The organism is Microbacterium pseudoresistens, assembly GCF_013409745.1.
Taxonomy (GTDB): Bacteria; Actinomycetota; Actinomycetes; order Actinomycetales; family Microbacteriaceae; genus Microbacterium; species Microbacterium pseudoresistens.
Map to the genome: position 1 here is coordinate 1 of NZ_JACCBH010000001.1, position 26,759 is coordinate 26,759.

Below are 26,759 nucleotides of genomic sequence, written 5' to 3' on the forward strand. Positions count from 1 at the left end.
AGCACACCTCTCCGCCCTTCTCAGCCCTCTTCGCTGCGGCGCAGCCGCACGGTGAGGGAGTCGGCGAGCACGGCGATGCGGTCATCCGCCGCCCACCGCTGCGCGAGGCGGTTCAGCACGGCATCGAGCGTCTCTCGTTCGAGTCCATCGACGAGCTCGAGGGTCACGATCAGCTCCGGTCCGCGCAGTCGCGCATCCGGATCGCCCGCCGCGACGGCCACGTCGATCACGGACAGTTCGTGTGCGACGCTCTCCTGAAGGGCCGTGAAGACCTCGGGGGAAACGGAGCTCGGCTCCCACGGCACCCCCTGCGCGATCGCCCACACAGCGGGACGACGGATCACGAACTCGGTGTCCGAGGTCGGATCCAGCACGATGAGGTCGATGTCGTCGGCCGAGGCCGACAAGGCGGTGCGCACCGCCTCGACGGGGATCGGCCGGGCCTGCGCATCCCATCGGCGCATGCTCTCGACCGAGGTGAACACCGGCTGCACACGACGCCCGTCGGGAGCGGCGACCGTCACGATCGACAGCTCCTGGGTCTTATCGACGGCGAGACCGCTCGGCGCCACGCCCTCCTCGCCCTTCTCGGCGACGAGCGGCACGAGCACGCGGGCGGCACGGAACGCGTCGATCACCTCGACCTGCGAGCCCGACCCGGCACGGAACCGGATCAGCGCATCCAGGAGGGCGGGATCGGCCGACCCGTCATCGGCGGCGTGCGCATTGGGCTCGAAGCTGCGCCCCTCCCATGGCAGACCGGCCGAGTCGGCGCGGTTACCGTTCGCGGGCGGGTGCTCGCAGGCGTGGGGGTCAGGCTCCGGCGACATCCAGCGCCTCGGCCAGCGTGAAGGCGCCGGAGTACAGCGCCTTGCCGACGATCGCACCCTCCACCCCGAGCGGCACGAGCTCGCGGAGCGCGGCGATGTCGTCCAGCGAGGCGATCCCGCCGGAGGCGATGACCGGCTTGGGTGTACGCCGCGCCATCTCGCGCAGCAGGTCGAGGTTCGGTCCGCGCAGAGTCCCGTCCTTGGTGACGTCGGTCACCACGTAGCGGCTGCAGCCGGCGTCTTCGAGGCGCTCCAGCACCTCCCAGAGGTCGCCGCCCTCCTCGGTCCAACCGCGGGCGGCCAGCGTCGTGCCGCGCACGTCGAGCCCCACCGCGACCGCCTCGCCGTATCGGGCGATGACGTTCGCCGCCCATTCGGGGTTCTCCAGCGCCGCGGTGCCGAGGTTGATGCGCACCGCGCCGCTCTCCAGCGCGGCCTCCAGCGACGCGTCGTCGCGGATGCCTCCCGACAGTTCGACGCTGACATCGCGGAACTCACGGATCACCTTGCGCAGGATCGCCGCGTTGCTGCCGCGTCCGAACGCCGCGTCGAGGTCGACGAGGTGAATCCACTCCGCGCCCTGCTCGACCCATTCGCGTGCGGCGCCCAGCGGGTCGCCGTAGCTCGTCTCCGAGCCCGCCTCGCCCTGAGTGAGACGGACCGCCTGCCCGCCCGCCACATCCACGGCCGGAAGCAGCGTGAGCGCGGGTTCCTGTGCGAAGTCGTTCATGTCGTCCTTTGTTCGGGAAGTGCGCGGTCCGGACCGCGGGCACGAGAACCGAGAGTAGTCCGCCGCGCGCACCCGGCCAAAACGTGTGTCAGCGCAGGCTGTCGACCCAGTTGCGCAGCAGCCGGATGCCGGCTTCGCCCGACTTCTCGGGATGGAACTGCGTCGCCGAGAGCGGGCCGTTCTCGACCGCGGCCAGGAACGGCGCGCCGTACGTAGTCCACGTCAGCCGCGGCGCGGGGAAGGGAGCCGTGGCCTCCAGCTCCCACGTCTGCGCGGCGAAGGAGTGCACGAAGTAGAAGCGCTCGTCCTCGATGCCGTCGAACAGCACGCTGCCTTCGTCGGGGGCGACGGTGTTCCAGCCCATGTGCGGCAGCACCGGCGCGTTCAGCTCGGTGACGGTGCCCGGCCACTCGCCGAGGCCCGGCGCATCCGCTCCGCGCTCGACGCCGTGTGCGAAGAGCACCTGCATTCCCACGCAGATGCCGAGCACGGACCGCCCACCGGCGAGCCGGCGCCCGATGATCTCGTCGCCGCCGTGGGCGAGCAGCGCCTGCTGCACTGCGGAGAACGACCCCACGCCGGGGACGAGCAGCCCGTCGGCCTCCAGCGCCGCGGTGCGGTCGGCCGTGAGCTCGACGTCGGCGCCGGCGACGGAAAGCGCCTTGACCGCCGAATGGACATTGCCCGAACCGTAGTCGAAGACGACGACGCGGGGGCGCGTCACAGCGCCCCCTTCGTGGAAGGGATCCCCTCCACGAGCGGATCGATGCTCTTGGCCTGGCGGAACGCGCGGGCGAACGCCTTGAACTCGGCCTCGGCAATGTGGTGCGGATCACGCCCGCCGAGCACCGTCACGTGCACGGTGAGTGCGGCGTGGAACGAGATCGCCTCGAAGACGTGCCGCACGAGCGAGCCGGTGAAGTGCCCGCCGATGAGGTGCAGCTCGAACCCGGCCGGTTCGCCGTCGTGCACGAGGTACGGACGCCCCGAGATGTCCACGACGGCCTGGGCGAGGGCCTCATCGAGAGGAACGAGCGCGTCGCCGTAGCGCGAGATGCCGGATTTGTCGCCCAATGCCTCACCGATCGCCTGACCCAGCACGATCGCGACGTCTTCCACCGTGTGGTGCGCGTCGATGTGCGTGTCTCCCGAGGCGCGCACGGTGAGGTCGGTGAGCGAGTGCTTCGCGAACGCCGTGAGCAGGTGGTCGAAGAAGGGCACCGAGGTGTCGATGCTGCTGCGCCCCGTGCCGTCGAGGTCGATCTCCAGCTCGACCGTCGACTCCGAGGTCGAACGGGTACGCGAGGCGGTGCGGGCGGTCATGATGCCGATCCTATCGAGGCCAGCGCATCCAGGAAGGCCGTGGTCTCGGCCTCGGTGCCCGCCGTCACGCGCAGGTGCCCGGGGATGCCCACGTCGCGGATCAGCACCCCGCGCTCGTACAGCGCGCGCCAGGTCGCTGCGGGGTCGGACACCCCGCCGAAGAGCACGAAGTTCGTCCACGACTCGTGCGGCGCGTAGCCGAGGGCCTCGAGCGTGGCCGAGATCCTCTCGCGCTGGCCGACGATCTCATCGACCATGGCGAGCATCGTGGGCGCATTGCGCAGCGCGGCGACCGCCGCCGCCTGCGTGAGCCCGCTGAGGTGATAGGGCAGGCGCACCAGCCGCAGCGCGTCGATGAAGACGGGATCGGCGGCGAGATAGCCCACCCTGGCCCCGGCGAAGGCGAACGCCTTGCTCATCGTGCGGGAGACCGCGAGTCGCGGGCGACCCTCCAGCAGCGACAACGCCGACGGCGCTTCGCGCGGGGCGAACTCCTGATAGGCCTCGTCGACGACCACGACGCCACGGGCGGCTTCGTAGACGGCCTCGACGACGTCGATCCCGAGAGGGGTGCCTGTCGGGTTGTTCGGCGTGCACAGCAGTACCACGTCGGGATCGGCGGCGGCGACCTGAGCTGCGGCGTCCTCGGCCGTGATGGTGTAGTCCGGCTGGCGCTCCCCCGCCGCCCAGCGCGCGCCCGTGCCCTGCGCGAGCAGGGGGTACATCGAGTAGGTCGGAGCGAATCCGAAGACCGTGCGCCCTGGTCCCGCGAATGCCTGGAGGATGTGCTGGAGGACCTCGTTGGAGCCGTTGCCGGCCCACATGTTCTGTGCGTCCAGCCCGTGGCCGAGATACTCGGCGAACGAGGCTCGCAGCGTCGTGAACTCACGATCGGGATACCGGTTGACCTGCTGAAGGGCGACGGCGATATCGTCGAGGATCTCGTCTGCCACCGCATCCGGCACCGGATGCGTGTTCTCGTTGACGTTGAGCGCCACCGGAAGCGGTGCCTGGGGTGCGCCGTAGGGCTGCAGACCGCGGAGATCGTCTCTGAGCGGGAGGTCGTCGAGAGAGACGGCCGCTCTGTCGGTGTCAGTCACGCTGCCAGTCTAAAGTGTGACGTCAGGACGCGTACTCGGCCGGGATGGCCAGCTCCTGACCCACTTCAAGGGCACCGGCGCGCAGCAGGTTGAGGCGCACCATCGCGTCGATGACGTCACGGGGATCGGCGGTTGGCGCGACCTCGGCCGCGATCGACCACAGCGAGTCGCCCGGCATCACCACGACCGTCTCGAAGGATGATCCGCCGACGGCGGAGTCCCCCGATGCCAGGGCCGACCCTCCGCTCAGCACGGCGAACGCCAGGCCTGCGGCGAGGGGCAGAGCGACGACGACGGCGAGCAGGCGGCGACCACGTGCTGTCAGCCGCAGACGCGTGTTCGACGTCGTCGAGGGACGGGAGAGAGCAGGACGCGAGGGCAGCGAACGAGCCGGCCGGAGTGCCGGGGCGAGGGTGACGGTGCTCATGTGTTCTGCTCCTTCTGACGGTTCCGATTCGATGATCGAAGCTGAAGACGATCGATATTTCTGAACGATTCGATGCTCGATCACTTCTGGATGTGAAGCTCTGTACCGAAACTAGCTTCGATTCGAACATCTGTCAAGATCTCTTCGATGAAGTCGCGGGGAAGAACACGACACGCTCGAACAGATCTTCCGAATCCGCCTGTTTCTCGGATACGGTTTCGATATCGATAGCCCACCACGGGCCACCGACATTCGAATCCCCAGGACGTCAGCCCACCCGGAGGAGCAGCCATGAGCGACGCCGCCACACCCGATATCGAGGCCCCGCGCACCCGTCGGCGCAAGAGCCTGAGCGCCAAGCAGATGGCCATCCTCGAGGTGATCCAGCGTTCGATCGCGCAACACGGCTATCCGCCGAGCATGCGCGAGATCGGCGATGCGGTGGGCCTCAAGTCGCTCTCGAGCGTCACCCACCAGCTGGGCCAGCTCGAGCTCAGCGGCTACCTGCGGCGCGATCCGGGCAAGACGCGTGCCATGGAGGTGCTCATCGACCTGCCGGGCACCTCCACCGAGAATCCGGCCGACACCGCGCCGTCGGTGGGCGACGCCGCTCTCGTCCCGCTCGTGGGGAGAATCGCGGCGGGCGTGCCGATCACGGCCGAGCAGCAGATCGAAGAGATCTTCCCGCTCCCCCGCCAGCTCGTCGGCAAGGGCGAGCTGTTCATGCTCAAGGTCACCGGCGAATCGATGATCGATGCGGCCATCTGCGACGGCGACTGGGTCGTCGTCCGCGCGCAGAGCACGGCGGAGAACGGCGAGATCGTGGCGGCCATGCTCGACGGCGAGGCCACGGTCAAGACCTTCCGTCAGCGCGACGGACACACGTGGCTGCTCCCCCGCAACTCCGCCTTCGAGCCCATCCCCGGCGACGACGCCGTGGTGCTCGGCCGTGTCGTGGCGGTGCTGCGCACCGTCTGACCTCCACGCCCCTTCGACACCGAATCCCCGCAGTCCGATCGACTGCGGGGATTCGTCTTTCCGCGGGTCAGGCCGTTCCGCGGGTCAGACCGTGGCGGAGACCTCGTCGCGCACGGTGCGGGCGGCCTCGACGATGTTCGCCAGTGAGGCGTTCGTCTCTTCGTATCCGCGGGTCTTCAGCCCGCAGTCGGGATTGACCCACAACTGACGCAGCGGGATCTCCTCGACGGCGCGGCGCAGAAGCGACTCCACCTCCGCGGCGCTCGGCACCCGCGGCGAGTGGATGTCGTACACGCCGGGCCCGATGCCGTGGTCGAAGCCGGAGGCCGCGACGTCGGTGACCACCTCCATCCGGCTGCGCGCCGCCTCGATCGAGGTGACGTCGGCGTCGAGCGCCCGGATGGCGTCGATGACGACGCCGAACTCGGAGTAGCAGAGGTGCGTGTGGATCTGCGTCGCCGTCTCGGCGGCCGCCGTGGCGAGACGGAACGAGTCGACCGACCACTGCAGGTACGCGGGCTGATCGGCCTTCTTCAGCGGCAGCAGCTCGCGCAGCGCCGGCTCGTCGACCTGGATCACGCCGATGCCGGCGGCCTCGAGGTCGGCGATCTCGTCGCGCAGCGCGAGGGCGACCTGATCGGCCGTCTCGCCCAGCGGCTGGTCATCGCGCACGAACGACCACGCGAGGATCGTGACGGGACCGGTGAGCATGCCCTTGACCGGCTTGGACGTCAGCGACTGCGCGAACGACGACCAAGCCACGGTGATCGGCGCCGGGCGCGACACATCGCCCCACAGGATCGACGGGCGCGTCGCGCGGGAGCCGTACGACTGCACCCAGCCGTTCTCGGTGACCTCGAACCCGTCGAGGTTCTCGGCGAAGTACTGCACCATGTCATTGCGCTCGGGCTCGCCGTGCACGAGCACATCCAGTCCCAGCTGCTCCTGGAGCGCGACGACGCGTGAGATCTCCTCGCGCAGAAAACCCTCGTACTCGTCGGAGGTGATCTCCCCGCGCGTGAAGCGGGCGCGCGCGCGCCTGATGTCGCCGGTCTGCGGGAAGGAGCCGATCGTCGTCAGCGGCAGGGCCGGAAGAGCGAGCGCCTCGTCCTGTGCGGCCACGCGCAGCGAGTAGTCCTCACGGGTGTAGTCGGCCTCCTGCAGCGCGGCCGTGCGCGCACGCACCGCGCCGTCGCGCACGCCGGGAGCATCCACGCGGTCGGCGAGCGCCGCCGACGCCGCGTCGAGCGCATCCTCGATCGCGTCACGCCCTTCTGCGAGACCCTTCGCGAGGGTGACCACCTGGGCGGTCTTCTGGTCGGCGAACGCGAGCCAGGACACGAGGCGAGCGTCGAGCTTCGACTCGTCGTCGACGTCGTGCGGTACGTGCAGCAGCGATGTCGAGGTCGAGGCCGCGACGCCCCCCGCCCCGACCTCGCGCAGCGACTGAAGCGCGTCGAAAGCACCCGAGAGGTCGCCCCGCCAGATGTTGTGACCGTCGACGACGCCGCCCACGATGGTCTTGTCGGCAAGACCCGCGACGGCGTCGGGGACCGTACCGCGCACGAGATCGATCCCGATCGCCTCGATCGGCGCGGCGGCGAGCACCTCGAGGTTCGCACCGAGTGCGGCGTAGGGAGCCGCGACGAAGATCGACGGTCGCGGCGTCGCCCCGCCCAGCACGGCGTAGGCGCGGGCGGCGGCCGCCCCGAGCTCGGCGGTCGAGGCGGGCAGCGACTCGCTGACCAGCGCCGGTTCGTCGAGCTGCACCCACTCCGCACCCGCCGCGGCGAGGCGCGACAGCAGTTCGACGTAGACGGGGAGCAGGTCGTCCAGCCGCGAGAGCGGATCGAAGCCCTCGGGCGCCTCGTCGGCGGCCTTGGACAGCGCGAGCAGAGTGACCGGGCCCACGACCACGGGACGCGTGACATAGCCGGCGGCCACGGCCTCCTCCACCTGGCGCACGATGCGGTCGCTCGAGAGCGAGAAGACGGTGTCCGGCCCGATCTCGGGCACGAGGTAGTGATAGTTCGAGTCGAACCACTTGGTCATCTCCAGCGGCGCGCGATCGCCCTCGCCGCGCGCGATGGTGAAGTAGGCCGGCAGGCCGATCCCGCCATCGGCGTCGCGGAGGCCCTCGAAGCGCGTCGGGATCGCCCCGACCGTCACCGCGGCGTCGAGCACCTGGTCGTAGAACGAGAAGGACTCCGGGATCGCCGAGTCGGCGCGGCCGAGGCCCAGGCCGGCCAGCCGCTCGCGGACGTCGGCGCGCAGCGCCGCGGCACCTGCCTCCAGCTCCCCCTCGTCGATACGCCCTGCCCAGAACGCCTCGACGGCCTTCTTCAGCTCGCGGCGTCGTCCGATGCGGGGGTAGCCGAGGATCGTCCCCTGGGGAAACGCGGTCATGTCGGTCCTCTTTCTGGTGCTTCTGGTGCGGTCTGTCGGATGCGGATGCTCTGGTGTCGGCGCCGGGCGTCAGTGGACGGCCGTTCGCTGAAGGATCCCCGCCTCCGCGAGCACGCGGAGGACGGTGGTGTGCTGGTTGAAGGCGTACAGGTGCACGCCGGGGGCGCCGCCCTCGACGACGCGCCGCACGAGCTCGGCCGCCCAGGCGATACCGATCTCGGCGCGCCCCTCTGCCGTGGGCTCCACCTCGAGCGCGACGGCGAGCTCGCCGGGCAGATCTTCGCCCGTGAGCTCGAGCACCCTGGCCAGGCGGGCCGGAGAGGTGATGGGCATGATGCCGGGAAGGATCGGGATGGTGACCCCGGCCACGCGGGCGCGCTCGACGAAGGCGAGGTAGTCGTCGGCGTGGAAGAACAGCTGGGTGATCGCCTGGGTGGCGCCTGCGGCCTGCTTGGCGAGCAGCGACTCGACGTCCTGCGTGCGATGCGTCGAACGCGGATGCCCCTTCGGGAAGGCGGCGACCGCGATGCTCACCCTGCGCCGCGGCGAGACGCGCACGGCACCCGGTGCCCCGGGCACGGCCTGCTCCTCGTACGGGGCGCGCTCGGCCTGCACCCGGTCGATGAGCTGCACGAGCTGCGCCGCACTCTCCAAGTCGCCGAGAAACGGCTCGTCCGAGCCGAATGGCGGGTCGCCGCGGAGGGCGAGGAAGCTGAGGATGCCGGCGTCGAGGAACTCGCGGATGAGGGTCGTCGCCCCGGCATAGGTGTTGCCCACGCAGGTGAGGTGGGCGAGCGGCTCGACGTCGGTATGCTCGCGGATGAACCGCAGCACCTCGAGGGAGCGGCCGCCCGTGGATCCGCCGGCGCCGTAGGTGACGGACAGGAAGCGGGGCCCCGCCGCAGCGAGAGTGCGCACCGTCTCGTGCAGCGCCTGCGTGGAGGACTCCGTGCGCGGCGGGTAGAGCTCGAAGGAGAACGGGACGGTCGAGTCCGCACGACCGGCATCGGCGATGCGGGGCGGATCGACGGGCATTTCTCTCCTCGATGGCAGTCGGACGGGCGGCCGCGCAGACCCGGACCTCGGTCGACCGGGTGCTCGCGGAGCGGATGCCGGGCTCGGCTGTCGCACCGCACCCGACACGGGCGGGCGCTCCCCCGACGGTACGCCAGTGCCCGCCGCGCACGCATCCTGTGTGACGTCGTGTGTCATGCGGCCTAGGCTCGCTCTATGCCCGTTTCGCCCTACGGATCCTGGCCCTCGCCGATCTCGGCCGCCGACCTCGCCGTCTCGGGCGCACGGCTGGACGGCGCCCGCTTCGCCGCGAACGGCATCCACTGGGGCGAATCGGTCGCGCAGGAGAAGGGGCGCATGAGCGTGCGCCGCATGGACGAGAACGGCGCGATCCACGAGGTGCTCCGCGCGCCGTGGAGCACCCGCTCCCGCGTGCACGAGTACGGCGGGGGGTCGTGGACCGTTGCCGACGACGGCACCCTGTTCTTCGTCGACGCCGAGGATCAGCGTGTCAGGCGTCTGGATCCGGGCGCCCGGGAGCCCATCGCCCTCACCGCCGTCGGCCCGCGCTACGGCGGGCTCGCTCTGCAGCATGGGCGCCTGCTCGCCGTGCGCGAAGACCTGCGCCCCGACCCGCATCGGCGAGCGATCGTCATCGTCCCGCAAGACGGCTCCGCGGCCGACGACGATGCCGCGTTGACCGTGATCGTGCAGGGCAGCGCGTTCTGGGCGCACCCCGCGCTCTCCCCCGACGGCACGCGCGTCGCGTGCGTGGAGTGGAGCGGACGGCGGATGCCGTGGGAGTCGGCGAGACTGCTGCTCGCTGCCGTCGGCGACGATGCGAGCGCGGTCCTGGAGACGCGCGCCGCGCTGCAGCCCGAGTGGGTCGATGACCGCACCCTGCTGTACGCCGACGACCCGACGGGGCGCTGGAACCTGCAGCGCGTCGCGGTGGACGGGCTCTCCCCGCGCGGAGACGCGCGTCCCGTAGCCCCCGCCGATGCCGACACGGGCGGCGGACTGTGGGTGCTGGGCCAGCGTTGGTACCGGCCGCTGGCCGACGGCCGTGTCGTCGCGGTGCGCACGAACGGCGCCGACGAGCTGGTCGTCCTCTCGCCGGACGGCGAGGAGCGGTCCCTGCCTGTGCCGTTCACCGCCGACCTCAGCATCGAGGATGCGCGCACGGATGCCGCCGGAACACGGGTGCTCGTGACCGGACAGGGCGATCAGGTCACGCCAGGACTGTGGATCGTCGACATCGACGACGACGTGGTCGTGGCCCTGCGCGGCGGCGACGCCGCTGATCCGGCATGGATCCCCCCGGCGCGGAGGATGACCTTCCCCGGTCCGCGGGGCCCGGTGCACGCGTTCGACCATCCGCCGGCCAACCCCGACGCCTCCGCACCGGAGGGCGAGCTGCCGCCCTACATCGTCTCGGTGCACGGCGGGCCGACCGCGCACGTCTCCGGCGCCGTGGCACTGTGGATCGCCCATCTCACCAGTCGCGGCATCGGCGTGCTCGAGGTGAACTACGGCGGCTCCAGCGGTTACGGGCGCGCGTACCGCGAACGCCTGGACAGGCAGTGGGGCATCGTCGACGTCGACGACGTCATCGCCGCCGCACGCGGCCTCGTCGACGAGGGCATCGCCGATCCGCGGCGGCTTGCGATTCGCGGCGGCTCGGCCGGCGGCTGGACCGTGCTGTCGGCCCTCGTGCGCGGCGGTGTGTTCGCCGCGGGGATCAGCCGCTACGGCGTGAGCGACCTGCGCACGCTCGCCGAAGACACCCACGACTTCGAGCGCTACTACCTCGACGGCCTCGTCGGCCCCCTCCCCGATGCCGAAGCGGTGTACATCGAGCGCTCACCGCTCACGCACGCCGAACGCATCGACGTGCCCGTGCTCATCCTGCAAGGCGAAGACGATCGTGTCGTGCCGCCCGCGCAGTCCGAGGCGATCCGCGACGCCCTCGCCGCCCGCGGCGTGCCGCACGAATACCTGCTCTTCCCCGGCGAGGGGCACGGCTTCCGACAGGCGGAGACGGTGATCGCCGCCGCCGAGGCGGAGCTTGCCTTCCTCGGCCGGGTCTTCCGCTTCACGCCCGCGCCTGACGCCGCGCCCTGAGTCGTGGCCCCGATCCGTATCGGCTATTCGCCCATCCGGTTGCGGGTGCGCATGGCGCGCTCCGCCTCGCGCGTGTCCTGGCGCTCGCGCAGGGTCTGGCGCTTGTCGTACTCGCGCTTGCCCTTCGCCAGGGCGATCTCGACCTTGGCACGACCGTCGGAGAAGTAGAGCTTCAGCGGGATGAGCGTGTAGCCGCCCGCCTGCACGGCGTGGGCGAGCTTGAGGATCTCGTCCTTGTGCAGCAGCAGCTTGCGCTCGCGCTTGGCGGCGTGGTTGGTCCAGTGGCCCTGCGAGTACTCCGGGATGTGCACGGCGTCGAGGAAGGCCTCATTGCCGCGCACGAACGCGTAGCCGTCGCTGAGGTTCGCCCTGCCCTGCCGCAGCGACTTCACCTCGGTGCCGGTGAGGACGAGCCCCGCCTCGTACGACTTCTCGATGGAGTAGTCGTGACGCGCGCGACGATTGGTCGCGACGACCTTCTCCCCGCGTTCCCTGGGCATGGCGCTCTCCTGACGGCGATCTGTGATGTTTCCCGGCGGATGCACCGGGCTCTGCCCGGCGGCATACGCCGGGGCAGCCCGTCAGTCTAGCAAGCGTCAGGCGCGCAGCCAGCGCCGGATGGCGAATCCGGCCGACAGCGCCGCGAGGATGATGCCGATGCCGATGAGCACCGGCACGACGAGCACCGCATCCTGCATCGTGATCCACGACGTGATGAACGACACCCGCCCGCGCAGGTACCCCTGCACGCCGAAGTGCACGCCCAGCAGCACGGCCGCGCTGGCGAGGATCGAGCCGATGACGGCCGCGAACACGCCCTCGAGCACGAACGGCGTCTGGATGAACCGGTTCGAGGCGCCCACAAGGCGCATGATGCCGATCTCCTTGCGCCGCGCATACGCCGAGAGCCGGATGGTCGTGGCGATGAGCAGCACGGCCGCGATGAGCATGAGCACCGCGATGCCGACGGCGATGTAGGTCGCCACCGTGAGCGCGGAGAACAGCGGATCGAGGTACTCGAGCTGGTCGGTCACCTCTTCGACGCCGGGAACGCCCTGGAACGCCTCGACGATGACGGAGGACTGCGTCTGGTCCTTGAGGTTGACCCAGTACACCTCGTTCATCTGCTCGGGGGTGATGACGCCGGCGTAGTCGTCGCCCACGAGGTCCAGCGTGCGCTGGTAGACCTCGTCGCGATCCTCGAAGCGCATGTCGGCGATGAGCGGGGCGAGCGTGTCGCTCTCGAGCTCTGCGCGTACGGAATCGAGCTGATCCTGGGTCGCCACGCCGTCGACGCAGGTGTCGGTCGTCGAGACCTCCGAGCACATGTACACCGCGACCTGCGCGCGATCCTGCCAGAAGGCGCGCATCGTGCCGATCTGGGACTGCATGAGAATCGCCGCACCCACGAAGGTGAGCGACACGAAGGTGACCAGCACCACCGAGATGACCATGGAGGCGTTGCGGCGAAGGCCGGTCAGCGCCTCGGAGAGGATGAGTCCGAGCCTCATGACGTCGGCCCCACTTCCTCATCGCCCGCATCCAGGCCCAGCCGGTCGGCCAGCCCCAGCTCTGCGACATCCACCTCCGGGGCGCTTGCCGGAGCATCCGGTTCCTGCGTCGTCGGCGTCGTCTCCGCGACGGGCGGGACCTCCTGCGCCTTCGCGTGAGACGCCGCCGCCTTCGCGGTCTCCTCCGCCGTGGCAGGGTCGGCGATCGCCTCGGCACTCTGGCGTTGCACCTCGAGCACCGCGGTGAGAGCGGCCGTCGCGGCGGCACCCTTGACCGCCGCGGGCTCCAGGGTCGGCACGTGCGAGGTGTCGCCGTAGCCGCCGTGCACCTCGTCGCGCACGAGCTCGCCGTCGCGCAGCTCGATCACGCGGCGCTGCATCTGGTTGACGAAAGCGGCCTCGTGCGTGGCCATGAGCACGGTCGTGCCGCCGGCGTTGATTCGTGCGAGCAGCTGCATGATGTCGACCGACGTGCCGGGGTCGAGGTTCCCCGTCGGCTCGTCGGCGAGCACGATGGCCGGGCGGTTGACGATGGCGCGGGCGATCGCCACGCGCTGCTGCTCGCCGCCGGACAGCTCGTGCGGCAGGCGCTTCTCCTTGCCCGCCAGTCCGACCAGCTCGAGCGCCTCGGGAACGGCCTGATGGATGAATCCGCGCGAGGATCCGATCACCTGCAGGGTGAACGCGACGTTCTGGAACACGGTCTTGGACGGCAGCAGCCGGAAGTCCTGGAAGACCGAGCCGACGTTACGCCGGAAGTAGGGCACCTTGCGGTTCGCGATGCTCTTCAGATCGCGCCCCAGCACGGTGACCCGCCCCGACGACGGCGTCTCCTCGCGGAGGATGAGCTGGAGACAGGAGGACTTTCCGGATCCGGAGGCTCCGACCAGGAAGACGAACTCGCCTCGCTGCACTTCGAAGTCGACTCCGGACAACGCGGGACGCTTGGTACCTCGGTAGCGCTTGGTGACGTTCTCGAATCGGATCATGGCGAGGTCAGCCTAAGACGAGCCCGGCTTTCCCGACCGCTGCGACACCCCGCCCCCGCGCACACTCAGCTGACGCACAAGGCCCGTGCACGGGGCTGGTGCCGTTGCGCGGCGCCGTCAGAGGCGGATGTAGACGGGCGAGCCCCAGATGCCGCGGTGCTCGACGTAGCGGCGCCAGTCCGGCGAGTCGATCATCCCGCCGGCGCCGTCGTAGATGCCGATGTGCTGACCGGGCCACCATAGCAGGTCGCCCGCCTGCGCCTCGCTGGGCGAGATGATGGTCGCCAGCGCCGCCTGGTTGTCGGCACCCCGCGGAAGGCCGATGCCGAACTGGCCGAACACGTACTGCACGAGGCCGTCGCACGAGAACGAGTCGGCGGGGTTGTTGCCCGTGCCGTAGGGCACGACGCCGACGAACTGCTCGGCGTATGCGACGATGTTCGCCCCGGAGTAGTCCTGGGACGGCGGAGCGAAGTCGGGCGAGTCGACCGAGGCTGGCGACGGATCGGAGCCGGTGTCGGGCTCGACGACGGGCGGCGGCGTGTACACGGATTCGTATCCATCGCGCACGGTCGGCTGCGTCTGCGCGGCCGAGGCCACGACGTACGTCTGCGGGGGGACGACCAGCGACACGGTCTCGGGGGACGCCCAGGCATCCGACGGCGCAGCGGCGTGCGCGGTCATCGCGGCGAAGGGAACGATAAGGGTTGCGATCGCGGTGGTCGCCGCGACTCTGCGTGTCAAAGCCATCGCGCCCACCCTAGGCGATGCGCGGCGCCGCTTTCTGGGAAACGCGTCAGTTTCCCCAGAAAGCATCAGTCCTCATCGTCGCTGCGCTTGCGCCAGCGGATGCCGGCCGAGATGAACCCGTCGAGGTCGCCGTCGAAGACCGTGGCGGGGTTTCCCGACTCGAAGCCCGTGCGCAGATCCTTCACGAGCTGCTGCCCGTAGAGGAAGTAGGAGCGCATCTGGTCGCCCCAGCTCGCCGTGATCGTGCCGGCGAGCTCCTTCTTCTTGGCCGCTTCCTCCTCCTTCTGCAGCAGCAGCAGGCGGGTCTGGAGCACGCGCATCGCGGCGGCGCGGTTCTGGATCTGCGACTTCTCGTTCTGCATTGACACGACGATCCCAGTCGGCAGGTGGGTGAGACGCACGGCCGAGTCGGTGGTGTTGACCGACTGGCCGCCGGGGCCCGACGAGCGGAACACATCGACCCGGATGTCGTTCTCCGGGATGTCGACCTCGGTGGCCTCCTCCATGAGCGGGATGACCTCGACGGCGGCGAACGAGGTCTGCCGCTTGTCGGCGGAGCCGAACGGGCTGATCCGCGCGAGCCGATGCGTGCCGGCCTCGACCGACAGCGTGCCGAAGGCGTACGGGGCGTCGATCTCGAACGTGGCCGACTTGATTCCCGCCCCCTCGGCGTAGGACGTGTCCATGACCTTGACGGGATACTTGTGCTGCTCCGCCCAGCGCAGATACATGCGCATGAGCATCTCGGCGAAGTCGGTGGCGTCGTCGCCGCCGGCACCGGAGCGGATCGTGATGATGGCGGCGCGGTCGTCGTACTCGCCGTCGAGGAGCGTCTGCACCTCGAGCTGGTTGATGACGTCGGTGAGCGCGGCGAGCTCGGCGCGCGCCTCGGCGGCCGACTCCTCGTCGTCCATCTCGTTGGCCAGCTCCACGAGCACCTCGAGGTCGTCGAGGCGCTGCTCCACCTCGCTCACGCGCTTGAGCTCGGCCTGCTTGTGGCTGAGCGCGCTGGTGACCTTCTGCGCCTTGTCGGGGTCGTCCCAGAGATCGGGGGCACCCGCCTCTTCGCTGAGCCGGGCGATGTCGGTGCGCAGACCGTCGGTGTTCACGACCTCGCGGATGTCGCCGAAGGTCTGACGGATGGCCGCGATGTCGGCGGAGAGATCGAGTTCGAGCATGGCACTCCAGACTACCGCGACTGGCCGGGCGGAACTGGCCGTGGATCGCGGGAGTAGCGTATGGCGGGTGAGCAGCAGCGCATCCTCGGTCCTTCTCCGCTTCGGGCCGATGGTGTACCTGCCCACGATCCTCTTCGCCCTGGGCGAAGGCGCCGTGCTGCCGCTGATTCCCGTGATCGCCGCCGCACGCGGGGCTGATCTCGCCTCGGCCGCCCTCGTCGCCTCCGCGCTCGTGGTCGGTCAGCTGTGCGGCAATCTGCCCGCCGGCTGGCTGGTGGCGCGCATCGGCGAACGGTTCACGATGACCATCGCCGCGGCCGTCTCGCTGCTGGGCGCGGTCGCCAGCGCGCTGGCGCCGAGCCTCGCGCTGTTCAGCGCCGCGGTGTTCGTGATCGGGATGTCCGCGGCCGCTTTCGCGCTGGCCAGACATGCCTTCATGACCACGCGAGTGCCCCTCGCCTTCCGCGCACGGGCCCTCGCCCTGCTGGGCGGATCCTTCCGGCTCGGCATGTTCATCGGCCCGTTCGTCGCCGCAGGACTGCTGGGGGTGTTCCACACCGAGATCTCGGCGCTGTGGTTCTTCGCCGTGTGCTTGATCGTTCTCATCGTGCTCGTCGTGTTCGGTCCCGACCCCGAGGCCCAGGCGTCCGCCGATGAGGCGGCGGCGCGCTCCCACCGCGACGAGGCCGGCCTCGCGGAGGATTCCGGTGAGGCGGTGAGCGGATCGATCCCCACGGCCGAGCGCATCGGCGTGTTCCAGACGATGCGGCGCTATCGCCGGGTGCTCTCGCGCGTGGGTGCCGCAGCGGCCTGCCTGTCGGCCGTGCGCTCGGCCCGGCAGGTCGTGCTGCCGCTGTGGGGCGTGTCGATCGGGCTCGATGCGCCGACGATCGCGCTCGTGGTGGGCGTCTCGGGAGCGATCGACTTCGCCCTCTTCTACGCCGGCGGGCAGGTGATGGACCGATTCGGACGGCTCTGGGCGGCGCTGCCGTCGATGATCCTCATGGGCGGCGGATTCATCGCGCTGTCGTTCACGCACGACCTCGACTCCCACCTGCTGTGGTTCGGCATGTTGGCCGCGGTGCTCGGCGTGGGCAACGGACTCTCCAGCGGCATCCTGATGACCCTCGGCGCCGATATCGCGCCGCAGCGCGACCCGGCGCCGTTCCTCGGATCGTGGCGCACGCTCACCGATGCCGGCGGTGCGACGGCACCGCTGCTGTACGCGGGGATCGCCGCCGTCGCCACGGTGTCGATCGCCACCGCGGCGATCGGCGTCATCGGCTTGCTGGGTGCGGCGGGCTTCCTGTACTGGATCCCCCGGCACGTCCCGGGCGCCGCTTCTGTCGAGGAATGATGAGGCGAGTGACGGATGCGGGTCCGGTTCGAGCGCTCAGCCGAGTGGGCGGGCCGCACGCAAGTCGTCGAGCATCGCCTTCGGGATTGCAAATGCACCCGCTGCGTGGTTCACGAGCAGTCCGATCTCGGGGTTCATGCCCTTCACGAGCACCCGCCCGTCCATGGGAACCGCGTACTGCGCGACCTCGATCGTCTGCTGGAGGGCGGCGACGCTCGAGGCGATCACGTGGTAGTCGACGTTCTCGATCCGCGAGGTCACGGGCTCGATGGGTCCCTGCTCGGGATCAGTCACCGAGGGCACGTAGATCGTCGACGCCATGAATGCGTCGACGAGATCGATGTGCGTGACCTCGCCGGCCTCGGCGCGCAGCGCGAGCGCAGCCAGCTCATCGGGTTCGGCCGCGGCGGAGCCGGGCTCGGGAGGATCGGGAAGCTGTGCATCGTCCGTCATGATGTTCCGATCCTCTCAGATGCCATCGGCGCGAACCTGACCTGCGCAGACGCGTTCAGCGCAGCGCGGTGCGGCTCGTCGCGGTTGACCGCAGCACCACGAGGTCGGGCACGACCTCGCTGAACAGCGGGGGCGACCACTGTGCCGAGACGGTCACGCGCGCGGACGCGCCGTCGGGACTGGCCGCGTCGACCAGCTGCGCGCGAGCGAGCACGTCGACCACGGCCTGCGCCTGTTCCCGCACGGCCCCGTCGGTGAGGTGCGCACGCACGCCATCGGCATCGACCTCGATCGTGAATCCATCGGCTCCGGCGAGCGCGGCAGCATCCGCCACGGAGTCCAGCCGGCGCTGGGCAACGTAGAGGTCTGTCGCGCACACGCACACGTAGACGACCGCGAGCGCGAGAACGACGTAGCCGAGCAGCAGCGGGAGCGTGCTTCCACGGTCGTCGCGGATCAACGCTCCCTCCAGGTACGCGAGACCTTGTACGCCGACGACGCCTCGATCGGTACCCGCGTGAAGCGCTCCAGACCGAACACGGGCGGCACGAACGGCAGCGCCACGTCGGTCGAGACCGTGACGATCACGGTCGTCCCCGCCGAGGGGCAGCTCGCCCCCGCGGGCACGCACTGCAGAGCGACGGCCGCGGCCGAAGCGTCCAGGCCGTACTCGTCCACCGCCGCATCCATCGCACGGTCGGCCCGGAACCGGGCATCATCCACCCCGGTCGCCGTGCTCACGACGCGCGCGGTGTGGCGCGCGGCGGACTCGACGCCGAGCATCTGATCCTGGATGGTTCCGAGTGCGAGCACGAGGTACGCGAGCGGAACAAGCAGGATCACTCCGACCGCGATGAACTCGAGAGCCGCGGATCCGCGCTCATCCCACCGGCTCGTCTGCCCATCAGGCGGCAGGAGACTCGACGCGTACGGATCAGAAGTCATCGAAGCTCTCGATCGGGGCACGTCCGCTCACCTCCAGCGCACCGGGCACGCCCACGAGTCCGATGACCGGCAGGGTCGTTCGCACCGTGATGCGGATGGTGGGCGCGCCGAGCTCGGTCGTCCGCTCCAGCACGATGTCATCGGCGTAGGCCGGGCCGACCGCGGCGATGACCGCGTCGCGCGTGGTCGCGATGCCCTCGCCCGGCGCGGCGCCGACAAGGGCCGCACGATGGGCGCCCTCGGCAGCGGCGTCATGGACGACGTTGCGCACGTAGATCGCGAGGCCGAGCTGGATCACCGCCAGCGTCAGCGCGGTGAGCAGAACGCCGACGAACAAGAACTCGACGGGGCTCGAGCCCCGCTCGCCCAGCGGCATCGACCGCCGCGTGTTCGCCGCGCGCATTCAGATGCCGCTGACGCGGGTCAGCGCCTGCTCGAACAGGGCCGTCAGCGCGGGGCCGGCCACCGCCCACAGAAGCACGACCAGACCGGCGGTCATCAGTGTGATGAGCACCCAGCCGGGTACGTCGCCGCGCTCGGGGTCATCGAGAGCGACGTCGAAGGGGGGCGTCTCGGCGCCCAGGCGGGCAAGCAGACGGAACGCGGTCATCGCAGTGGTCATTTCGATCCTTTCGGGGAGGTGGTCATGTCGCAGATGGTCGAGCGAGGGATCATCCGATGCCCAGGCGCAGCACGAAGACGCCGGGGAACACCGCGAAGATCACCGAGAGCGGGAGGAGCATGAAGACAAGAGGCAGCATCATGAAGATCTCCTTGCGGCCGGCGCGCTCGATGAGGTCGCGCTTGGTGTCCTCCCGCGCGTCCGAGGCCTGCGCCTGCAGCACGGACGACAGCGGCGCGCCGCGCTCCAACGCCGCGACGATCTGGTCGACGGCACGGGAATACGCGGGGATCTGCAGGCGCCGGCCGCTCTCCGCAAGAGCGTCGCCCAGGCCCGAACCGGTGGCGACGGCGAGCGCCACCGTGCGCAGTTCGCCGCTGAGTTCTCCCGAGCCGACGTCGGCGACGCGGCGCAGCGCATCCCGCAGCCCTTCTCCGGCCGACAAGCACAGAGAGAAGAACTCCAGCACGGTCGGAAGCTCTTCGGCCAAGCGCGCCGCCCGCGCACGGGCTCGCATGGTGAGCAGCGCGTCCGCGCCGAGTCCCGCGGCAAGCGCTGCGAGCAGAGGCAGGACGGCAGCGGGAGCGCTCATGCGCCCGGCGACAGCGAGCGCGACGGTGGCGACGGCGCCGATCAGGGCTCCGATGAGCATGGCGGCCAGCTGCACGCTGCGGAACCAGGCGACCGGCCGGGTGCTTCCTGCCTGCGCCAGACGCACCCGGACCGCGGCCTCGCCGGAGCCGAGGAGCCGGGTGACCGCCGCGACGAGCGCTGTCCACGCCTCGCCGAGCGGCAATCCCGGGCGCAGCGCCGAACTCGCCTCGGGCAGATCGATGACGTCGCGCACGTGCGGTGCGATCCTCGGGATGAGTGCGGCCTGCCGCCAGCGCGGCAGGGCGGCGAGCACGAGAAGCACCCCGCCGGCCACTCCCCCGCCGAGCAGGATGGCGACGGCGATCGCGGTGGCGGCGTTCATCGGAACCACCGCCGGGGCTCGGGCAGGCGTCCGATCTGCAGCATGGCGCGGAAGGCGATGACGGAGACGACGGCGCCCCCGATGATGACGGCCGCGCCCTCCGCGGTCGCGTACGCCTGCGCGCCCTCGGGCCGCAGGACCAGCATGCACAGGATGACCCACGGCGCCACGGCGCCGAGCACGGCAGCCCCTCGGATCCACGACTGGCGCGCCTCGACCTCAGCGCGCAGCGCCGCCTCGGCGCGCACCGAGCTCGACAGCGTCCGCAGCACGACGGCGAGCTCGGTGCCGCCGACCTCGCGCGCCATCCGGAGCGTCTCCATGATCCGGTCGGCGACTGGATCGGCCAGAGCGTTTTTGAGCCCCTGAGCCGCGGGGTCGAAGCGCCCGGTCGCATGCACATCGCGACCGAAGGCGGCGAACGCCGGCCGCAGCGGGGCGGGCGCCGACTCCGCGAGCGCGGCGACGGCATCCGGCAGCGCCATGCCCACGCGGATCGAGGCGACCAGCAGATCGCACACATCCGGCCACATCGCCCTGCGCGCCTTCAGCAGGCGCCGCCGTCGAGCGCGAAGCACCACGACCGGCGTCGTGAGTCCGGCGGCCCCGGCGACGAGGGCGAATGCCGCTGATCCCGACACGAGCCAGGCGACCGATGCGGCGACGAGGCCCGCGGCTACACTCGCAAGCACCACGACGCGCGTCGGCGCCTCCACCCCGAGCGACTGCAGCGGGCTTGCCGGCAGACTCGGACGTGGTGCGCTGAGGGGCGCGTGCGCGGGCCACAACCAGGGCGAGAGCGCCAGCAGCAGACCTGCGGCGAGGACCACGCCGAGCACGATCGTCATGCCGCGGCCTCCGCGGCGTCGCCCGCCCGGTACAGCACGCGATGCGCGATCCGCCCATCGACGAGTCCGCGGGGTTCGACGACCTCCGCGACGCGACGCGCACCCGAGGAGTCGCGGCTGCAGTGCACGACGAGGTCGACCGATGCGGCGAGCGCGGGGGCGATGAAGTCGCGGTCGATGTTGCGCCCCGCCAGCAGCGGCAGCATCGAGAGCTTCTCGAGCGCCTCTCCCGCCGAGTTGGCATGCACGGTGGCGGCACCGGGAACACCGGTGTTGAGGGCGAGCACGAGATCGAGCGCCTCGGCATCGCGCACTTCGCCGATCACGAGGCGGTCGGGCCGCATGCGCAGCGCCTCTTTCACGAGCCGGCGCAGGGCGATCTCGCCCGTGCCCTCCAGGCTCGCCTGGCGCCCCTGCAGGGCGACGAGGTCGGGGGCGTCGACGCCGAGCTCGAAGGTCTCCTCGACGGTGATGATCCGCTGGTCTCCGCAGGCGGCGATGAGGGCGGCCAGAAGCGTGGTCTTCCCGGCGTGGGTGGGGCCGGAGACGATCACGCTGCCCCCGTCGCGCATCGCGCCGGCCAGTAACGCGGCGATGCGCTCGGGCATCGCGTCCTGCGCGACCAGCGACTGCAGGCTGCGGAGTCTCGGCAAGAACTTTCGGATGTTCACCGACCAGCCGCCGCGGACGACATCGGCGATGGCGACGTGCAGGCGCGAACCATCGGGCAGCGAAGCGTCGACGAACGGCTGGCTGATGTCCACGCGACGACCGGTGCTGTGCAGCATCCGCTCGACGAGATCGCGCAGCTCGGCCTCCGTGAGGCGGATTCCGACGCGCTCGGCGCTGCCGCCGCGGGCGACGAAGACGCGCTCGGGGCCGTTCAGCCAGATCTCCTCGATCTCGGGGTCGTCCAGCAGCGGCTGCAGGGGGCCGAACCCGCTCACCCCGGCGAGGATGTCGCGCACGCAGCCGGCCTCGTCGTCGATGAGCACCGAGCCCCGCGAGAGCGCCAGGTCGTTGTGGCGACGCACCTCGGCCTGGGCGATGCGGCGCGCCTGGTCGGGGTGACGCGACGGATCGGTGCGCTCGGCGCGCAACCGGGCACGGACGCGTTCGGCGACGGAGGTCGTGGTGGTCGGGGTCACCGGAGCATCCTGACAAGGATCGCGGATGACGCCCCGGAGTTATCCACAGGTTCGGGATAACCCGAGCCGGTGCGAGGGGATCCCAGGATGTCCTTCAGGTCACGGTCGGTAGACTTGTGCTGCGCGGGAGTGGTGAAACTGGCAGACACGCAGGATTTAGGTTCCTGTGCCTTCGGGCGTAGGGGTTCAAGTCCCCTCTTCCGCACGGCGATGGCGGTGCGATCCGGAGGATCGCGACGGCGTCGTCCGACCCGATCGATGACTCTGAGTCGATCGTCACTCCAGCACCGCCGCCACACGAACGACGGGAATCCCTGTGCACCACGCCGCCCTCATCCCCTGGCTCGACCCTGAGACGATCATCGGAGCCGCCGGCCCCTGGGCACTGCTCGTCGTCTGCTTCATCGTGTTCGCCGAGACGGGTCTGCTCGTGGGCTTCCTGCTCCCCGGCGACACCCTGCTGGTGATCTCGGGCCTGCTGTCGCACCCGATCGGCGGGCAGGAACATGGCGTGTTCGGCATGAGCGTGTGGCTGGTCGCACTGCTGATCGGCATCGCCGCCTTCGTCGGCGGCGAAGTCGGGTACTTCATCGGGCACAAGGGCGGCCCGGCCGTGTTCGAACGCAAGGAATCCGGCCTGTTCAGCCGCAAGAACGTCGAACGCACCAACGCGTTCTTCGAGCGCTTCGGCGGGATCACCGTGATCCTTGCCCGCTTCGTGCCGATCGTGCGCACCTTCGCGCCGGTGGCCGCGGGCGTGGGGCACATGCCGTGGCGCAGGTACACGCTGTACAACCTCATCGGCGCCGTGCTGTGGGGCTTCGGCCTGACGATGTTCGGCTACCTCGTCGGATTCATTCCTCCGGTGGCATGGTTCGTCAAGGAGTACATCGACCTGATTCTGCTCGCCGCCGTGGGCGGCACGGCGCTCATCACGCTGTGGCACTACTTCTCCGAGCGCTACAAGGCGAAGAAGGCCCGGGCCACCGACGCCTCCGCCGCCGAAGATCTCGCCCTCGAGCCCGAGGTGTTCGAGCAGCACGCCGACGGCGACGGCCCGCTCGGCGGAACGGGTCGCTGAGGCTCAGCCCGCCTTCTTGCGTCCCTTGCCCTTGGGTGCGGCGGGCTGATCGGCGGCATCCGACGCGTTCTCGTCCGATCGCGCCGCACGTGAGCGCTCGACGCTGGCGCGCAGCGCCTCCATGAGATCGATGACCTCGCCGCCCCCCGGTTCGGCGTCGCCGAAGGTCTCGGCGGCCTCGAACGCTTCGCCCTTGACGATCTTGGCGTCGATGAGCGTGCGGAGCTCCTGTTGGTACTCGTCGACGAACGCCGACGGGTCGAAGTCTCCCGAGAAGCTCTCGACGAGGCTCGCCGACAGCTCCAGCTCCTTCCTCGAGATCGTCACCGATTCGTCGAGCGCGGGGAACGATGCCTCGCGCACCTCGTCGGCCCACAGCAGGGTCTGCAGCACGAGCACCTCGCCGCGCACGCGCAGCGCGGCCAGTCGCGTCTTCTCGCGGAGGGTGAAGCGCACGATCGCCGTGCGATCGGTCTGCTCGAGGGTCTTGCGCAGCAGCACGTATGCCTTGGGCGAGCTCGAGTCGGGCTCGAGGTAGTACGGCTTGTCGAGGGTGAGCAGATCGACCTGATCCGATGGCACGAACTCGACGACGTCGATCTCTTTGCTTCGCTGCGCGGGAAGGGCGGCGAGATCGTCTTTGGTGAGCACCACGGTCTGGCCCTCGTCGACGAAGGCGCGGTCGATGTCGGCGTAGGCGACGGTCTTGCCGCACACCTCGCACACGCGCTGGTAGCGGATCCGCCCGCCGTCCTCATCGTGCACCTGATGCAGGGGGACATCGTGGTCCTCGACGGCCGAGTAGACCTTGACGGGCACGTTGACGAGCCCGAACGTCAGGGCGCCCTTCCATATGGTCCTCATGCGCCCAGTACACACCAGTCACACCCGCCACACCAGAGGGAATGCCCCGAACCCGTCGAACTCGACGTGCGACGCCCTACCCTGGAGCCATGCCGGGCGAGCAGGGCGAGAAGGGCGCACAGATGGTGCGCATCGACGGCCGCCGCCTGCGCCTGACCAACCTCGACAAGGTCGTCTACCCCGACACCGGCACCACCAAGGGCGAGGTGATCGACTACTACGTGCGCATCGCCCCTGCCCTTCTGCCCGTGCTCGCCGAACGACCCGTCACACGCAAGCGGTGGGTCGAGGGCGTGGGGAGCGCGTCGCACCCCGGCGAGGCGTTCTTCGCCAAGCAGCTCGAGCGCGGTGCACCCGGCTGGATGCCGCGGATGCCGATCGCGCACTCCTCGGGGGCGAAGGAGTACCCCCTCGTCGACGAGGTGGCCGCTCTCGTATGGCTCGCGCAGGTGGCCGCCATCGAGCTGCACGTGCCGCAGTGGCGCTTCGCTTCCGACGGCGCACCCGCCGCCCCCGACCGCCTCGTGCTCGATCTCGACCCCGGCGACGGCGTCGACCTCGCCCAGTGCGCCGAGGTCGCCCGGATCGCTCGCGGCATCCTCACCGCGATGGGGATGGATCCTGTGCCGGTCACCAGCGGCAGCAAGGGCATCCACCTGTACTGCGCCCTGGACGGGCGGCACACGAGCGCACAGGCCTCGTCCGTCGCGCACGAGCTGGCAAGGGTGATCGAGGCGGATCACCCCGACCTCGTCACGAGCACGATGGCGCGCGCGCAGCGCACGGGCAAGGTGTTCCTCGACTGGAGCCAGAACAACGGCGCCAAGACGACGGTGGCGCCGTACTCGCTGCGGGGCCGACCGCAGCCATGGGTGGCAGCGCCACGCACCTGGGCCGAGCTCGACGACCCGGGGCTGCGTCAGCTGGCCTTCGATGAGGTGCTTCCCCGCGTCGAGGCCGGCATCGCGCCCTTCTCACTCGACGTGTCCGACGAAACGCGCGGGGCCGTGGCACCCGCTCCGAGGCCCTCGCGCGCCCGGGAGCGCATCCGGGCATCCGCACCCGCCGATGCCCCCTCCCCCGCAGACGAACACGCATACTCACCGATGCTCGCCGAGTCCGGCACGGCCGCGACCGCCAGGACGCGGGGCGGTTGGGCGGAGATCAAGTGGGACGGCATCCGCGCGATCGGCACCTGGCGGCGCGATCCCGAGACAGAAGGATCCTTCCGACTCCGCGCGCGCAGCGGCACCGACATCACGCTCCGCTATCCCGAGCTCACCGCCGACGGGGCCCCGCGGTTCACCGTGTCGGAGGCGATCGTCGACGGCGAGATCGTGGCGATGGATGCCACGGGCCGGCCGAGCTTCTCGCTCCTGCAGGCTCGCATGCACCTCACCCGCGCCCGCGAGATCGAGCGCGAGGTGGTCCGGGTGCCGGTGCGGTACCACCTGTTCGACCTGCTGCGTCTCGATGGCCACGACCTCACCGGGTTGCCGCTGCGCGACCGGCGCGAACTGCTCGAGCGCATCGCCGAGGGCGCCGTCGACGCCGTGGTCGTGCCGCCGCGCTTCGACGACGTCGACGCGGCGATCGAGACGACGAAACGGCTCGGCCTGGAGGGGATCGTCGCCAAGAACCCCGACTCGCCGTACCGGGCGGGTCGGCGCTCACCCGACTGGATCAAGGTCAAGCACACGCTGATGCAGGAGGTCGTGATCGTCGGCCTCCGACCCGGCAAGGGCGACCGCGCAGGCACGATCGGCTCCCTGCTGCTCGCCGTGCCCGATACCGAGGCGCCGAGCGGACTGCGCTACGTCGGACGCGTCGGCACGGGGTTCGGCGACCGCGCGCTGCGCGACCTGTCGGCCCTGCTCGAGCCGCTGCGCATCGCCTCTCCCACCGTCGACGGTGTGCCGGATGCGGATGCGCGGGATGCGCTGTGGGTGCGCCCGGAGCATGTCGGCGAGGTCGAGTTCGCCGAGTGGACGCCGGGGCGCATCCTCCGGCACGCCCGCTGGCGTGGACGACGCCCCGACAAGAGCCCGGGCGAGGTCACCGTGTGACGCTCGTCACGACTGCGTCACGCGTGCGTGTTCTCCTCGCACTCCGCGATCCCGCCGTCCTGTTCGATCTGGAACGTGGAGTGCGCGACGTCGAAGTGCTCGGCCAGGCACGCCTGAAGCTCGGTGAGCAGCTGCCCTGAACGCCCGGGCGCTATGGTCTCTGGCGCCACGGTGACGTGTGCCGTGAAGACCGGGGCGCCGCGGGTGAGCTGCCACACGTGCACGTCGTGCACGCCGGTCACGCCCGGATAATCGAGCAGGTGCGCTCGGATGTCGGACACGGCGGTGCCCTTCGGTGCCGACTCGGCGAGCACGGAGAGCACCTCGCGCAGCAGCACGACGGCACGGGGCACGATCATCGCCGCGATCGCCAGGGAGGCGAAGGCGTCGGCGGGCATCCATCCCGTCGTCACGATGACGATCGCGGCGACGATGACCATGGCCGAGCCGATGAGATCTCCCATCACCTCGAGGTACGCGCCGCGCACATTGATGTTCGTCTTCTGCGCGGCGCTGAGCAGCCACATCGACACGCCGTTGGCGAGCAGACCGATGACGGCCACGACGAGCATGAGGGGGCCCGCGACCTCCGCGTCGGCGGGATGCAGCAGGCGGCCGACGCCCTCGATCGCCACGACGACGGCGAGCACGATGAGCAGGATCGCGTTGATGAGCGCACCGAACACCTCGGCCCGCTGATACCCGAACGTGCGGCGGTCATCGGCCGGGCGGGCGGCGACCGAGCTCGCGATGAGCGCGATGACGAGGGCAGCGGCATCGGCGAACATGTGGCCCGCATCGGCGAGCAGGGCGAGGGATCCGGACAGGATCGCCCCCACGATCTGCACGATCATGACGGTGGCCGTCAGCGTCAGAGAGATCGCGAGCAGCCGACGATGCCCCGCGGAGCGGAGATCGGGGGTGTGCGCGTGATCGTGCATGTACCCAGGCTAGGCCGGAGCGCGGTCCCGCAGGGGCCAGTGCGCCCAGTCGGGAACAGTAACGATTCTCAGCGTCAGCAACGAGTCGATGCGACCCG

General features: G+C 70.3%; 28 protein-coding genes and 1 tRNA gene. 6 read left to right on the forward strand and 23 right to left on the reverse strand.

The window, feature by feature from the left end:
- Positions 1 to 20 precede the first annotated feature (20 nt).
- The 6 genes from BKA02_RS00005 to BKA02_RS00030 all read right to left on the reverse strand — a co-directional run bounded on the left by BKA02_RS00005 (position 21) and on the right by BKA02_RS00030 (position 4,410).
- Positions 21 to 830: an SseB family protein gene (locus BKA02_RS00005; RefSeq protein ID WP_179430100.1), complete on the reverse strand. Its 810-nt coding sequence runs from the start codon at positions 828 to 830 to the stop codon at positions 21 to 23.
- Entirely contained in the window at positions 814 to 1,560 is a 747-nt protein-coding gene (priA, locus tag BKA02_RS00010) for a bifunctional 1-(5-phosphoribosyl)-5-((5-phosphoribosylamino)methylideneamino)imidazole-4-carboxamide isomerase/phosphoribosylanthranilate isomerase PriA (protein WP_179430102.1), read from the reverse strand. The genes BKA02_RS00005 and priA overlap by 17 nt, the downstream gene beginning before the upstream one ends.
- Before the next feature lie 88 nt (positions 1,561 to 1,648).
- Positions 1,649 to 2,284 (reverse strand): imidazole glycerol phosphate synthase subunit HisH, encoded by a 636-nt coding sequence (gene hisH / locus BKA02_RS00015; protein ID WP_179430104.1) that lies wholly within the window; start codon positions 2,282 to 2,284, stop codon positions 1,649 to 1,651.
- Positions 2,281 to 2,883: an imidazoleglycerol-phosphate dehydratase HisB gene (gene hisB / locus BKA02_RS00020; RefSeq protein WP_218844374.1), complete on the reverse strand. Its 603-nt coding sequence runs from the start codon at positions 2,881 to 2,883 to the stop codon at positions 2,281 to 2,283. Before hisB ends, hisH begins: the two co-directional genes overlap by 4 nt.
- Positions 2,880 to 3,983 (reverse strand): histidinol-phosphate transaminase, encoded by a 1,104-nt coding sequence (locus tag BKA02_RS00025; protein ID WP_179430106.1) that lies wholly within the window; start codon positions 3,981 to 3,983, stop codon positions 2,880 to 2,882. The genes hisB and BKA02_RS00025 overlap by 4 nt, the downstream gene beginning before the upstream one ends.
- Positions 3,984 to 4,005: 22 nt before the next feature.
- A complete protein-coding gene (locus BKA02_RS00030) occupies positions 4,006 to 4,410 on the reverse strand; it encodes a LysM peptidoglycan-binding domain-containing protein (protein ID WP_179430108.1) in 405 nt (134 codons plus the stop codon).
- A 291-nt stretch (positions 4,411 to 4,701) separates the two neighbouring features.
- Here BKA02_RS00030 and lexA point away from each other — a divergent pair, with 291 nt between their 5' ends.
- Positions 4,702 to 5,388, forward strand: coding sequence for a transcriptional repressor LexA (gene lexA / locus BKA02_RS00035; protein WP_179430111.1), 687 nt, complete (start codon positions 4,702 to 4,704; stop codon positions 5,386 to 5,388).
- Positions 5,389 to 5,472: 84 nt separating this feature from the next.
- Here the strand turns inward: lexA and metE are convergent, their stop codons facing one another.
- Positions 5,473 to 7,794 (reverse strand): 5-methyltetrahydropteroyltriglutamate--homocysteine S-methyltransferase, encoded by a 2,322-nt coding sequence (gene metE, locus BKA02_RS00040; protein ID WP_179430113.1) that lies wholly within the window; start codon positions 7,792 to 7,794, stop codon positions 5,473 to 5,475.
- A 69-nt stretch (positions 7,795 to 7,863) separates the two neighbouring features.
- Positions 7,864 to 8,829 carry a methylenetetrahydrofolate reductase gene (locus BKA02_RS00045; protein ID WP_179430115.1) on the reverse strand — a complete coding sequence of 322 codons (966 nt, stop codon included), beginning with the start codon at positions 8,827 to 8,829 and terminating at the stop codon, positions 7,864 to 7,866.
- Between the two features lie 195 nt (positions 8,830 to 9,024).
- Between BKA02_RS00045 and BKA02_RS00050 the strand changes: the two genes are divergently transcribed.
- The gene (locus tag BKA02_RS00050) at positions 9,025 to 10,932 is read left to right on the forward strand and encodes a S9 family peptidase (RefSeq protein WP_179430116.1); all 1,908 of its coding nucleotides are present in this window, start codon (positions 9,025 to 9,027) and stop codon (positions 10,930 to 10,932) included.
- Between the two features lie 23 nt (positions 10,933 to 10,955).
- Here BKA02_RS00050 and smpB read toward each other — a convergent pair whose 3' ends face one another.
- From smpB to prfB, 5 genes are all read right to left on the reverse strand, one after another.
- Positions 10,956 to 11,432, reverse strand: coding sequence for an SsrA-binding protein SmpB (gene smpB, locus BKA02_RS00055; protein WP_179430119.1), 477 nt, complete (start codon positions 11,430 to 11,432; stop codon positions 10,956 to 10,958).
- 96 nt (positions 11,433 to 11,528) lie between these two features.
- Complete coding sequence (gene ftsX / locus BKA02_RS00060; protein WP_179430121.1) at positions 11,529 to 12,443, reverse strand: permease-like cell division protein FtsX; 915 nt, start codon at positions 12,441 to 12,443, stop codon at positions 11,529 to 11,531.
- On the reverse strand, positions 12,440 to 13,432 hold the full coding sequence (gene ftsE, locus BKA02_RS00065; protein WP_179430123.1) for a cell division ATP-binding protein FtsE: 993 nt from the start codon (positions 13,430 to 13,432) through the stop codon (positions 12,440 to 12,442). Before ftsE ends, ftsX begins: the two co-directional genes overlap by 4 nt.
- A gap of 117 nt (positions 13,433 to 13,549) precedes the next feature.
- Positions 13,550 to 14,182, reverse strand: coding sequence for a C40 family peptidase (locus BKA02_RS00070; protein ID WP_179430125.1), 633 nt, complete (start codon positions 14,180 to 14,182; stop codon positions 13,550 to 13,552).
- Between the two features lie 65 nt (positions 14,183 to 14,247).
- On the reverse strand, positions 14,248 to 15,360 hold the full coding sequence (prfB, locus tag BKA02_RS00075; protein ID WP_179430127.1) for a peptide chain release factor 2: 1,113 nt from the start codon (positions 15,358 to 15,360) through the stop codon (positions 14,248 to 14,250).
- Positions 15,361 to 15,469: 109 nt separating this feature from the next.
- On the opposite strand from prfB, the gene BKA02_RS00080 reads away from it, so the two are divergent.
- Positions 15,470 to 16,717: an MFS transporter gene (locus tag BKA02_RS00080; protein ID WP_179435059.1), complete on the forward strand. Its 1,248-nt coding sequence runs from the start codon at positions 15,470 to 15,472 to the stop codon at positions 16,715 to 16,717.
- A 36-nt stretch (positions 16,718 to 16,753) separates the two neighbouring features.
- Here BKA02_RS00080 and BKA02_RS00085 read toward each other — a convergent pair whose 3' ends face one another.
- From BKA02_RS00085 to BKA02_RS00120, 8 genes are read right to left on the reverse strand one after another with little or no spacing between them, the layout of a single operon-like run.
- Positions 16,754 to 17,170, reverse strand: coding sequence for an SseB family protein (locus tag BKA02_RS00085; protein WP_179430129.1), 417 nt, complete (start codon positions 17,168 to 17,170; stop codon positions 16,754 to 16,756).
- A gap of 55 nt (positions 17,171 to 17,225) precedes the next feature.
- Positions 17,226 to 17,630 carry a pilus assembly protein TadG-related protein gene (locus BKA02_RS00090; RefSeq protein WP_179430131.1) on the reverse strand — a complete coding sequence of 135 codons (405 nt, stop codon included), beginning with the start codon at positions 17,628 to 17,630 and terminating at the stop codon, positions 17,226 to 17,228.
- Positions 17,627 to 18,115, reverse strand: coding sequence for a TadE family protein (locus BKA02_RS00095; RefSeq protein WP_179430133.1), 489 nt, complete (start codon positions 18,113 to 18,115; stop codon positions 17,627 to 17,629). The genes BKA02_RS00090 and BKA02_RS00095 overlap by 4 nt, the downstream gene beginning before the upstream one ends.
- Positions 18,105 to 18,518 (reverse strand): TadE/TadG family type IV pilus assembly protein, encoded by a 414-nt coding sequence (locus BKA02_RS00100; RefSeq protein ID WP_246285940.1) that lies wholly within the window; start codon positions 18,516 to 18,518, stop codon positions 18,105 to 18,107. The genes BKA02_RS00095 and BKA02_RS00100 overlap by 11 nt, the downstream gene beginning before the upstream one ends.
- The gene (locus tag BKA02_RS00105) at positions 18,519 to 18,737 is read right to left on the reverse strand and encodes a hypothetical protein (protein ID WP_246285941.1); all 219 of its coding nucleotides are present in this window, start codon (positions 18,735 to 18,737) and stop codon (positions 18,519 to 18,521) included.
- Between the two features lie 49 nt (positions 18,738 to 18,786).
- Positions 18,787 to 19,713 carry a type II secretion system F family protein gene (locus BKA02_RS00110; RefSeq protein WP_179430135.1) on the reverse strand — a complete coding sequence of 309 codons (927 nt, stop codon included), beginning with the start codon at positions 19,711 to 19,713 and terminating at the stop codon, positions 18,787 to 18,789.
- Positions 19,710 to 20,561 (reverse strand): type II secretion system F family protein, encoded by an 852-nt coding sequence (locus BKA02_RS00115; RefSeq protein WP_179430137.1) that lies wholly within the window; start codon positions 20,559 to 20,561, stop codon positions 19,710 to 19,712. The genes BKA02_RS00110 and BKA02_RS00115 overlap by 4 nt, the downstream gene beginning before the upstream one ends.
- Positions 20,558 to 21,709: an ATPase, T2SS/T4P/T4SS family gene (locus BKA02_RS00120; RefSeq protein WP_179430139.1), complete on the reverse strand. Its 1,152-nt coding sequence runs from the start codon at positions 21,707 to 21,709 to the stop codon at positions 20,558 to 20,560. Before BKA02_RS00120 ends, BKA02_RS00115 begins: the two co-directional genes overlap by 4 nt.
- 123 nt (positions 21,710 to 21,832) lie before the next feature.
- On the opposite strand from BKA02_RS00120, the gene BKA02_RS00125 reads away from it, so the two are divergent.
- A tRNA-Leu gene (locus BKA02_RS00125) sits at positions 21,833 to 21,914 on the forward strand.
- Between the two features lie 111 nt (positions 21,915 to 22,025).
- Entirely contained in the window at positions 22,026 to 22,790 is a 765-nt protein-coding gene (locus BKA02_RS00130; protein WP_179430141.1) for a VTT domain-containing protein, read from the forward strand.
- 3 nt (positions 22,791 to 22,793) lie between these two features.
- On the opposite strand, the gene ku is transcribed toward BKA02_RS00130, so the two are convergent.
- Complete coding sequence (gene ku / locus BKA02_RS00135) at positions 22,794 to 23,654, reverse strand: non-homologous end joining protein Ku (RefSeq protein ID WP_179430143.1); 861 nt, start codon at positions 23,652 to 23,654, stop codon at positions 22,794 to 22,796.
- Between the two features lie 89 nt (positions 23,655 to 23,743).
- On the opposite strand from ku, the gene ligD reads away from it, so the two are divergent.
- The gene (ligD, locus tag BKA02_RS00140) at positions 23,744 to 25,720 is read left to right on the forward strand and encodes a non-homologous end-joining DNA ligase (protein WP_179430145.1); all 1,977 of its coding nucleotides are present in this window, start codon (positions 23,744 to 23,746) and stop codon (positions 25,718 to 25,720) included.
- A gap of 17 nt (positions 25,721 to 25,737) precedes the next feature.
- On the opposite strand, the gene BKA02_RS00145 is transcribed toward ligD, so the two are convergent.
- Positions 25,738 to 26,661 carry a cation diffusion facilitator family transporter gene (locus tag BKA02_RS00145; protein ID WP_179430147.1) on the reverse strand — a complete coding sequence of 308 codons (924 nt, stop codon included), beginning with the start codon at positions 26,659 to 26,661 and terminating at the stop codon, positions 25,738 to 25,740.
- Positions 26,662 to 26,759 lie beyond the last annotated feature (98 nt).

Coding starts and splice junctions, on each gene's coding strand:
- BKA02_RS00100 (WP_246285940.1), bottom strand. CDS start 18,518: ATGCGCGCGGCGAACACGCGGCGGTCGATGCCGCTGGGCGAGCGGGGC.
- BKA02_RS00080 (WP_179435059.1), top strand. CDS start 15,470: ATGGTGTACCTGCCCACGATCCTCTTCGCCCTGGGCGAAGGCGCCGTG.
- ftsX (WP_179430121.1), bottom strand. CDS start 12,443: ATGAGGCTCGGACTCATCCTCTCCGAGGCGCTGACCGGCCTTCGCCGC.
- BKA02_RS00030 (WP_179430108.1), bottom strand. CDS start 4,410: ATGAGCACCGTCACCCTCGCCCCGGCACTCCGGCCGGCTCGTTCGCTG.
- smpB (WP_179430119.1), bottom strand. CDS start 11,432: ATGCCCAGGGAACGCGGGGAGAAGGTCGTCGCGACCAATCGTCGCGCG.
- prfB (WP_179430127.1), bottom strand. CDS start 15,360: ATGCTCGAACTCGATCTCTCCGCCGACATCGCGGCCATCCGTCAGACC.
- BKA02_RS00115 (WP_179430137.1), bottom strand. CDS start 20,561: ATGACGATCGTGCTCGGCGTGGTCCTCGCCGCAGGTCTGCTGCTGGCG.
- ftsE (WP_179430123.1), bottom strand. CDS start 13,432: ATGATCCGATTCGAGAACGTCACCAAGCGCTACCGAGGTACCAAGCGT.
- BKA02_RS00105 (WP_246285941.1), bottom strand. CDS start 18,737: ATGACCACTGCGATGACCGCGTTCCGTCTGCTTGCCCGCCTGGGCGCC.
- BKA02_RS00145 (WP_179430147.1), bottom strand. CDS start 26,661: ATGCACGATCACGCGCACACCCCCGATCTCCGCTCCGCGGGGCATCGT.
- metE (WP_179430113.1), bottom strand. CDS start 7,794: ATGACCGCGTTTCCCCAGGGGACGATCCTCGGCTACCCCCGCATCGGA.
- ligD (WP_179430145.1), top strand. CDS start 23,744: ATGCCGGGCGAGCAGGGCGAGAAGGGCGCACAGATGGTGCGCATCGAC.
- BKA02_RS00085 (WP_179430129.1), bottom strand. CDS start 17,170: ATGACGGACGATGCACAGCTTCCCGATCCTCCCGAGCCCGGCTCCGCC.
- ku (WP_179430143.1), bottom strand. CDS start 23,654: ATGAGGACCATATGGAAGGGCGCCCTGACGTTCGGGCTCGTCAACGTG.
- BKA02_RS00045 (WP_179430115.1), bottom strand. CDS start 8,829: ATGCCCGTCGATCCGCCCCGCATCGCCGATGCCGGTCGTGCGGACTCG.
- BKA02_RS00005 (WP_179430100.1), bottom strand. CDS start 830: ATGTCGCCGGAGCCTGACCCCCACGCCTGCGAGCACCCGCCCGCGAAC.
- BKA02_RS00095 (WP_179430133.1), bottom strand. CDS start 18,115: ATGACTTCTGATCCGTACGCGTCGAGTCTCCTGCCGCCTGATGGGCAG.
- hisB (WP_218844374.1), bottom strand. CDS start 2,883: ATGACCGCCCGCACCGCCTCGCGTACCCGTTCGACCTCGGAGTCGACG.
- lexA (WP_179430111.1), top strand. CDS start 4,702: ATGAGCGACGCCGCCACACCCGATATCGAGGCCCCGCGCACCCGTCGG.
- BKA02_RS00050 (WP_179430116.1), top strand. CDS start 9,025: ATGCCCGTTTCGCCCTACGGATCCTGGCCCTCGCCGATCTCGGCCGCC.
- BKA02_RS00110 (WP_179430135.1), bottom strand. CDS start 19,713: ATGAACGCCGCCACCGCGATCGCCGTCGCCATCCTGCTCGGCGGGGGA.
- BKA02_RS00070 (WP_179430125.1), bottom strand. CDS start 14,182: ATGGCTTTGACACGCAGAGTCGCGGCGACCACCGCGATCGCAACCCTT.
- priA (WP_179430102.1), bottom strand. CDS start 1,560: ATGAACGACTTCGCACAGGAACCCGCGCTCACGCTGCTTCCGGCCGTG.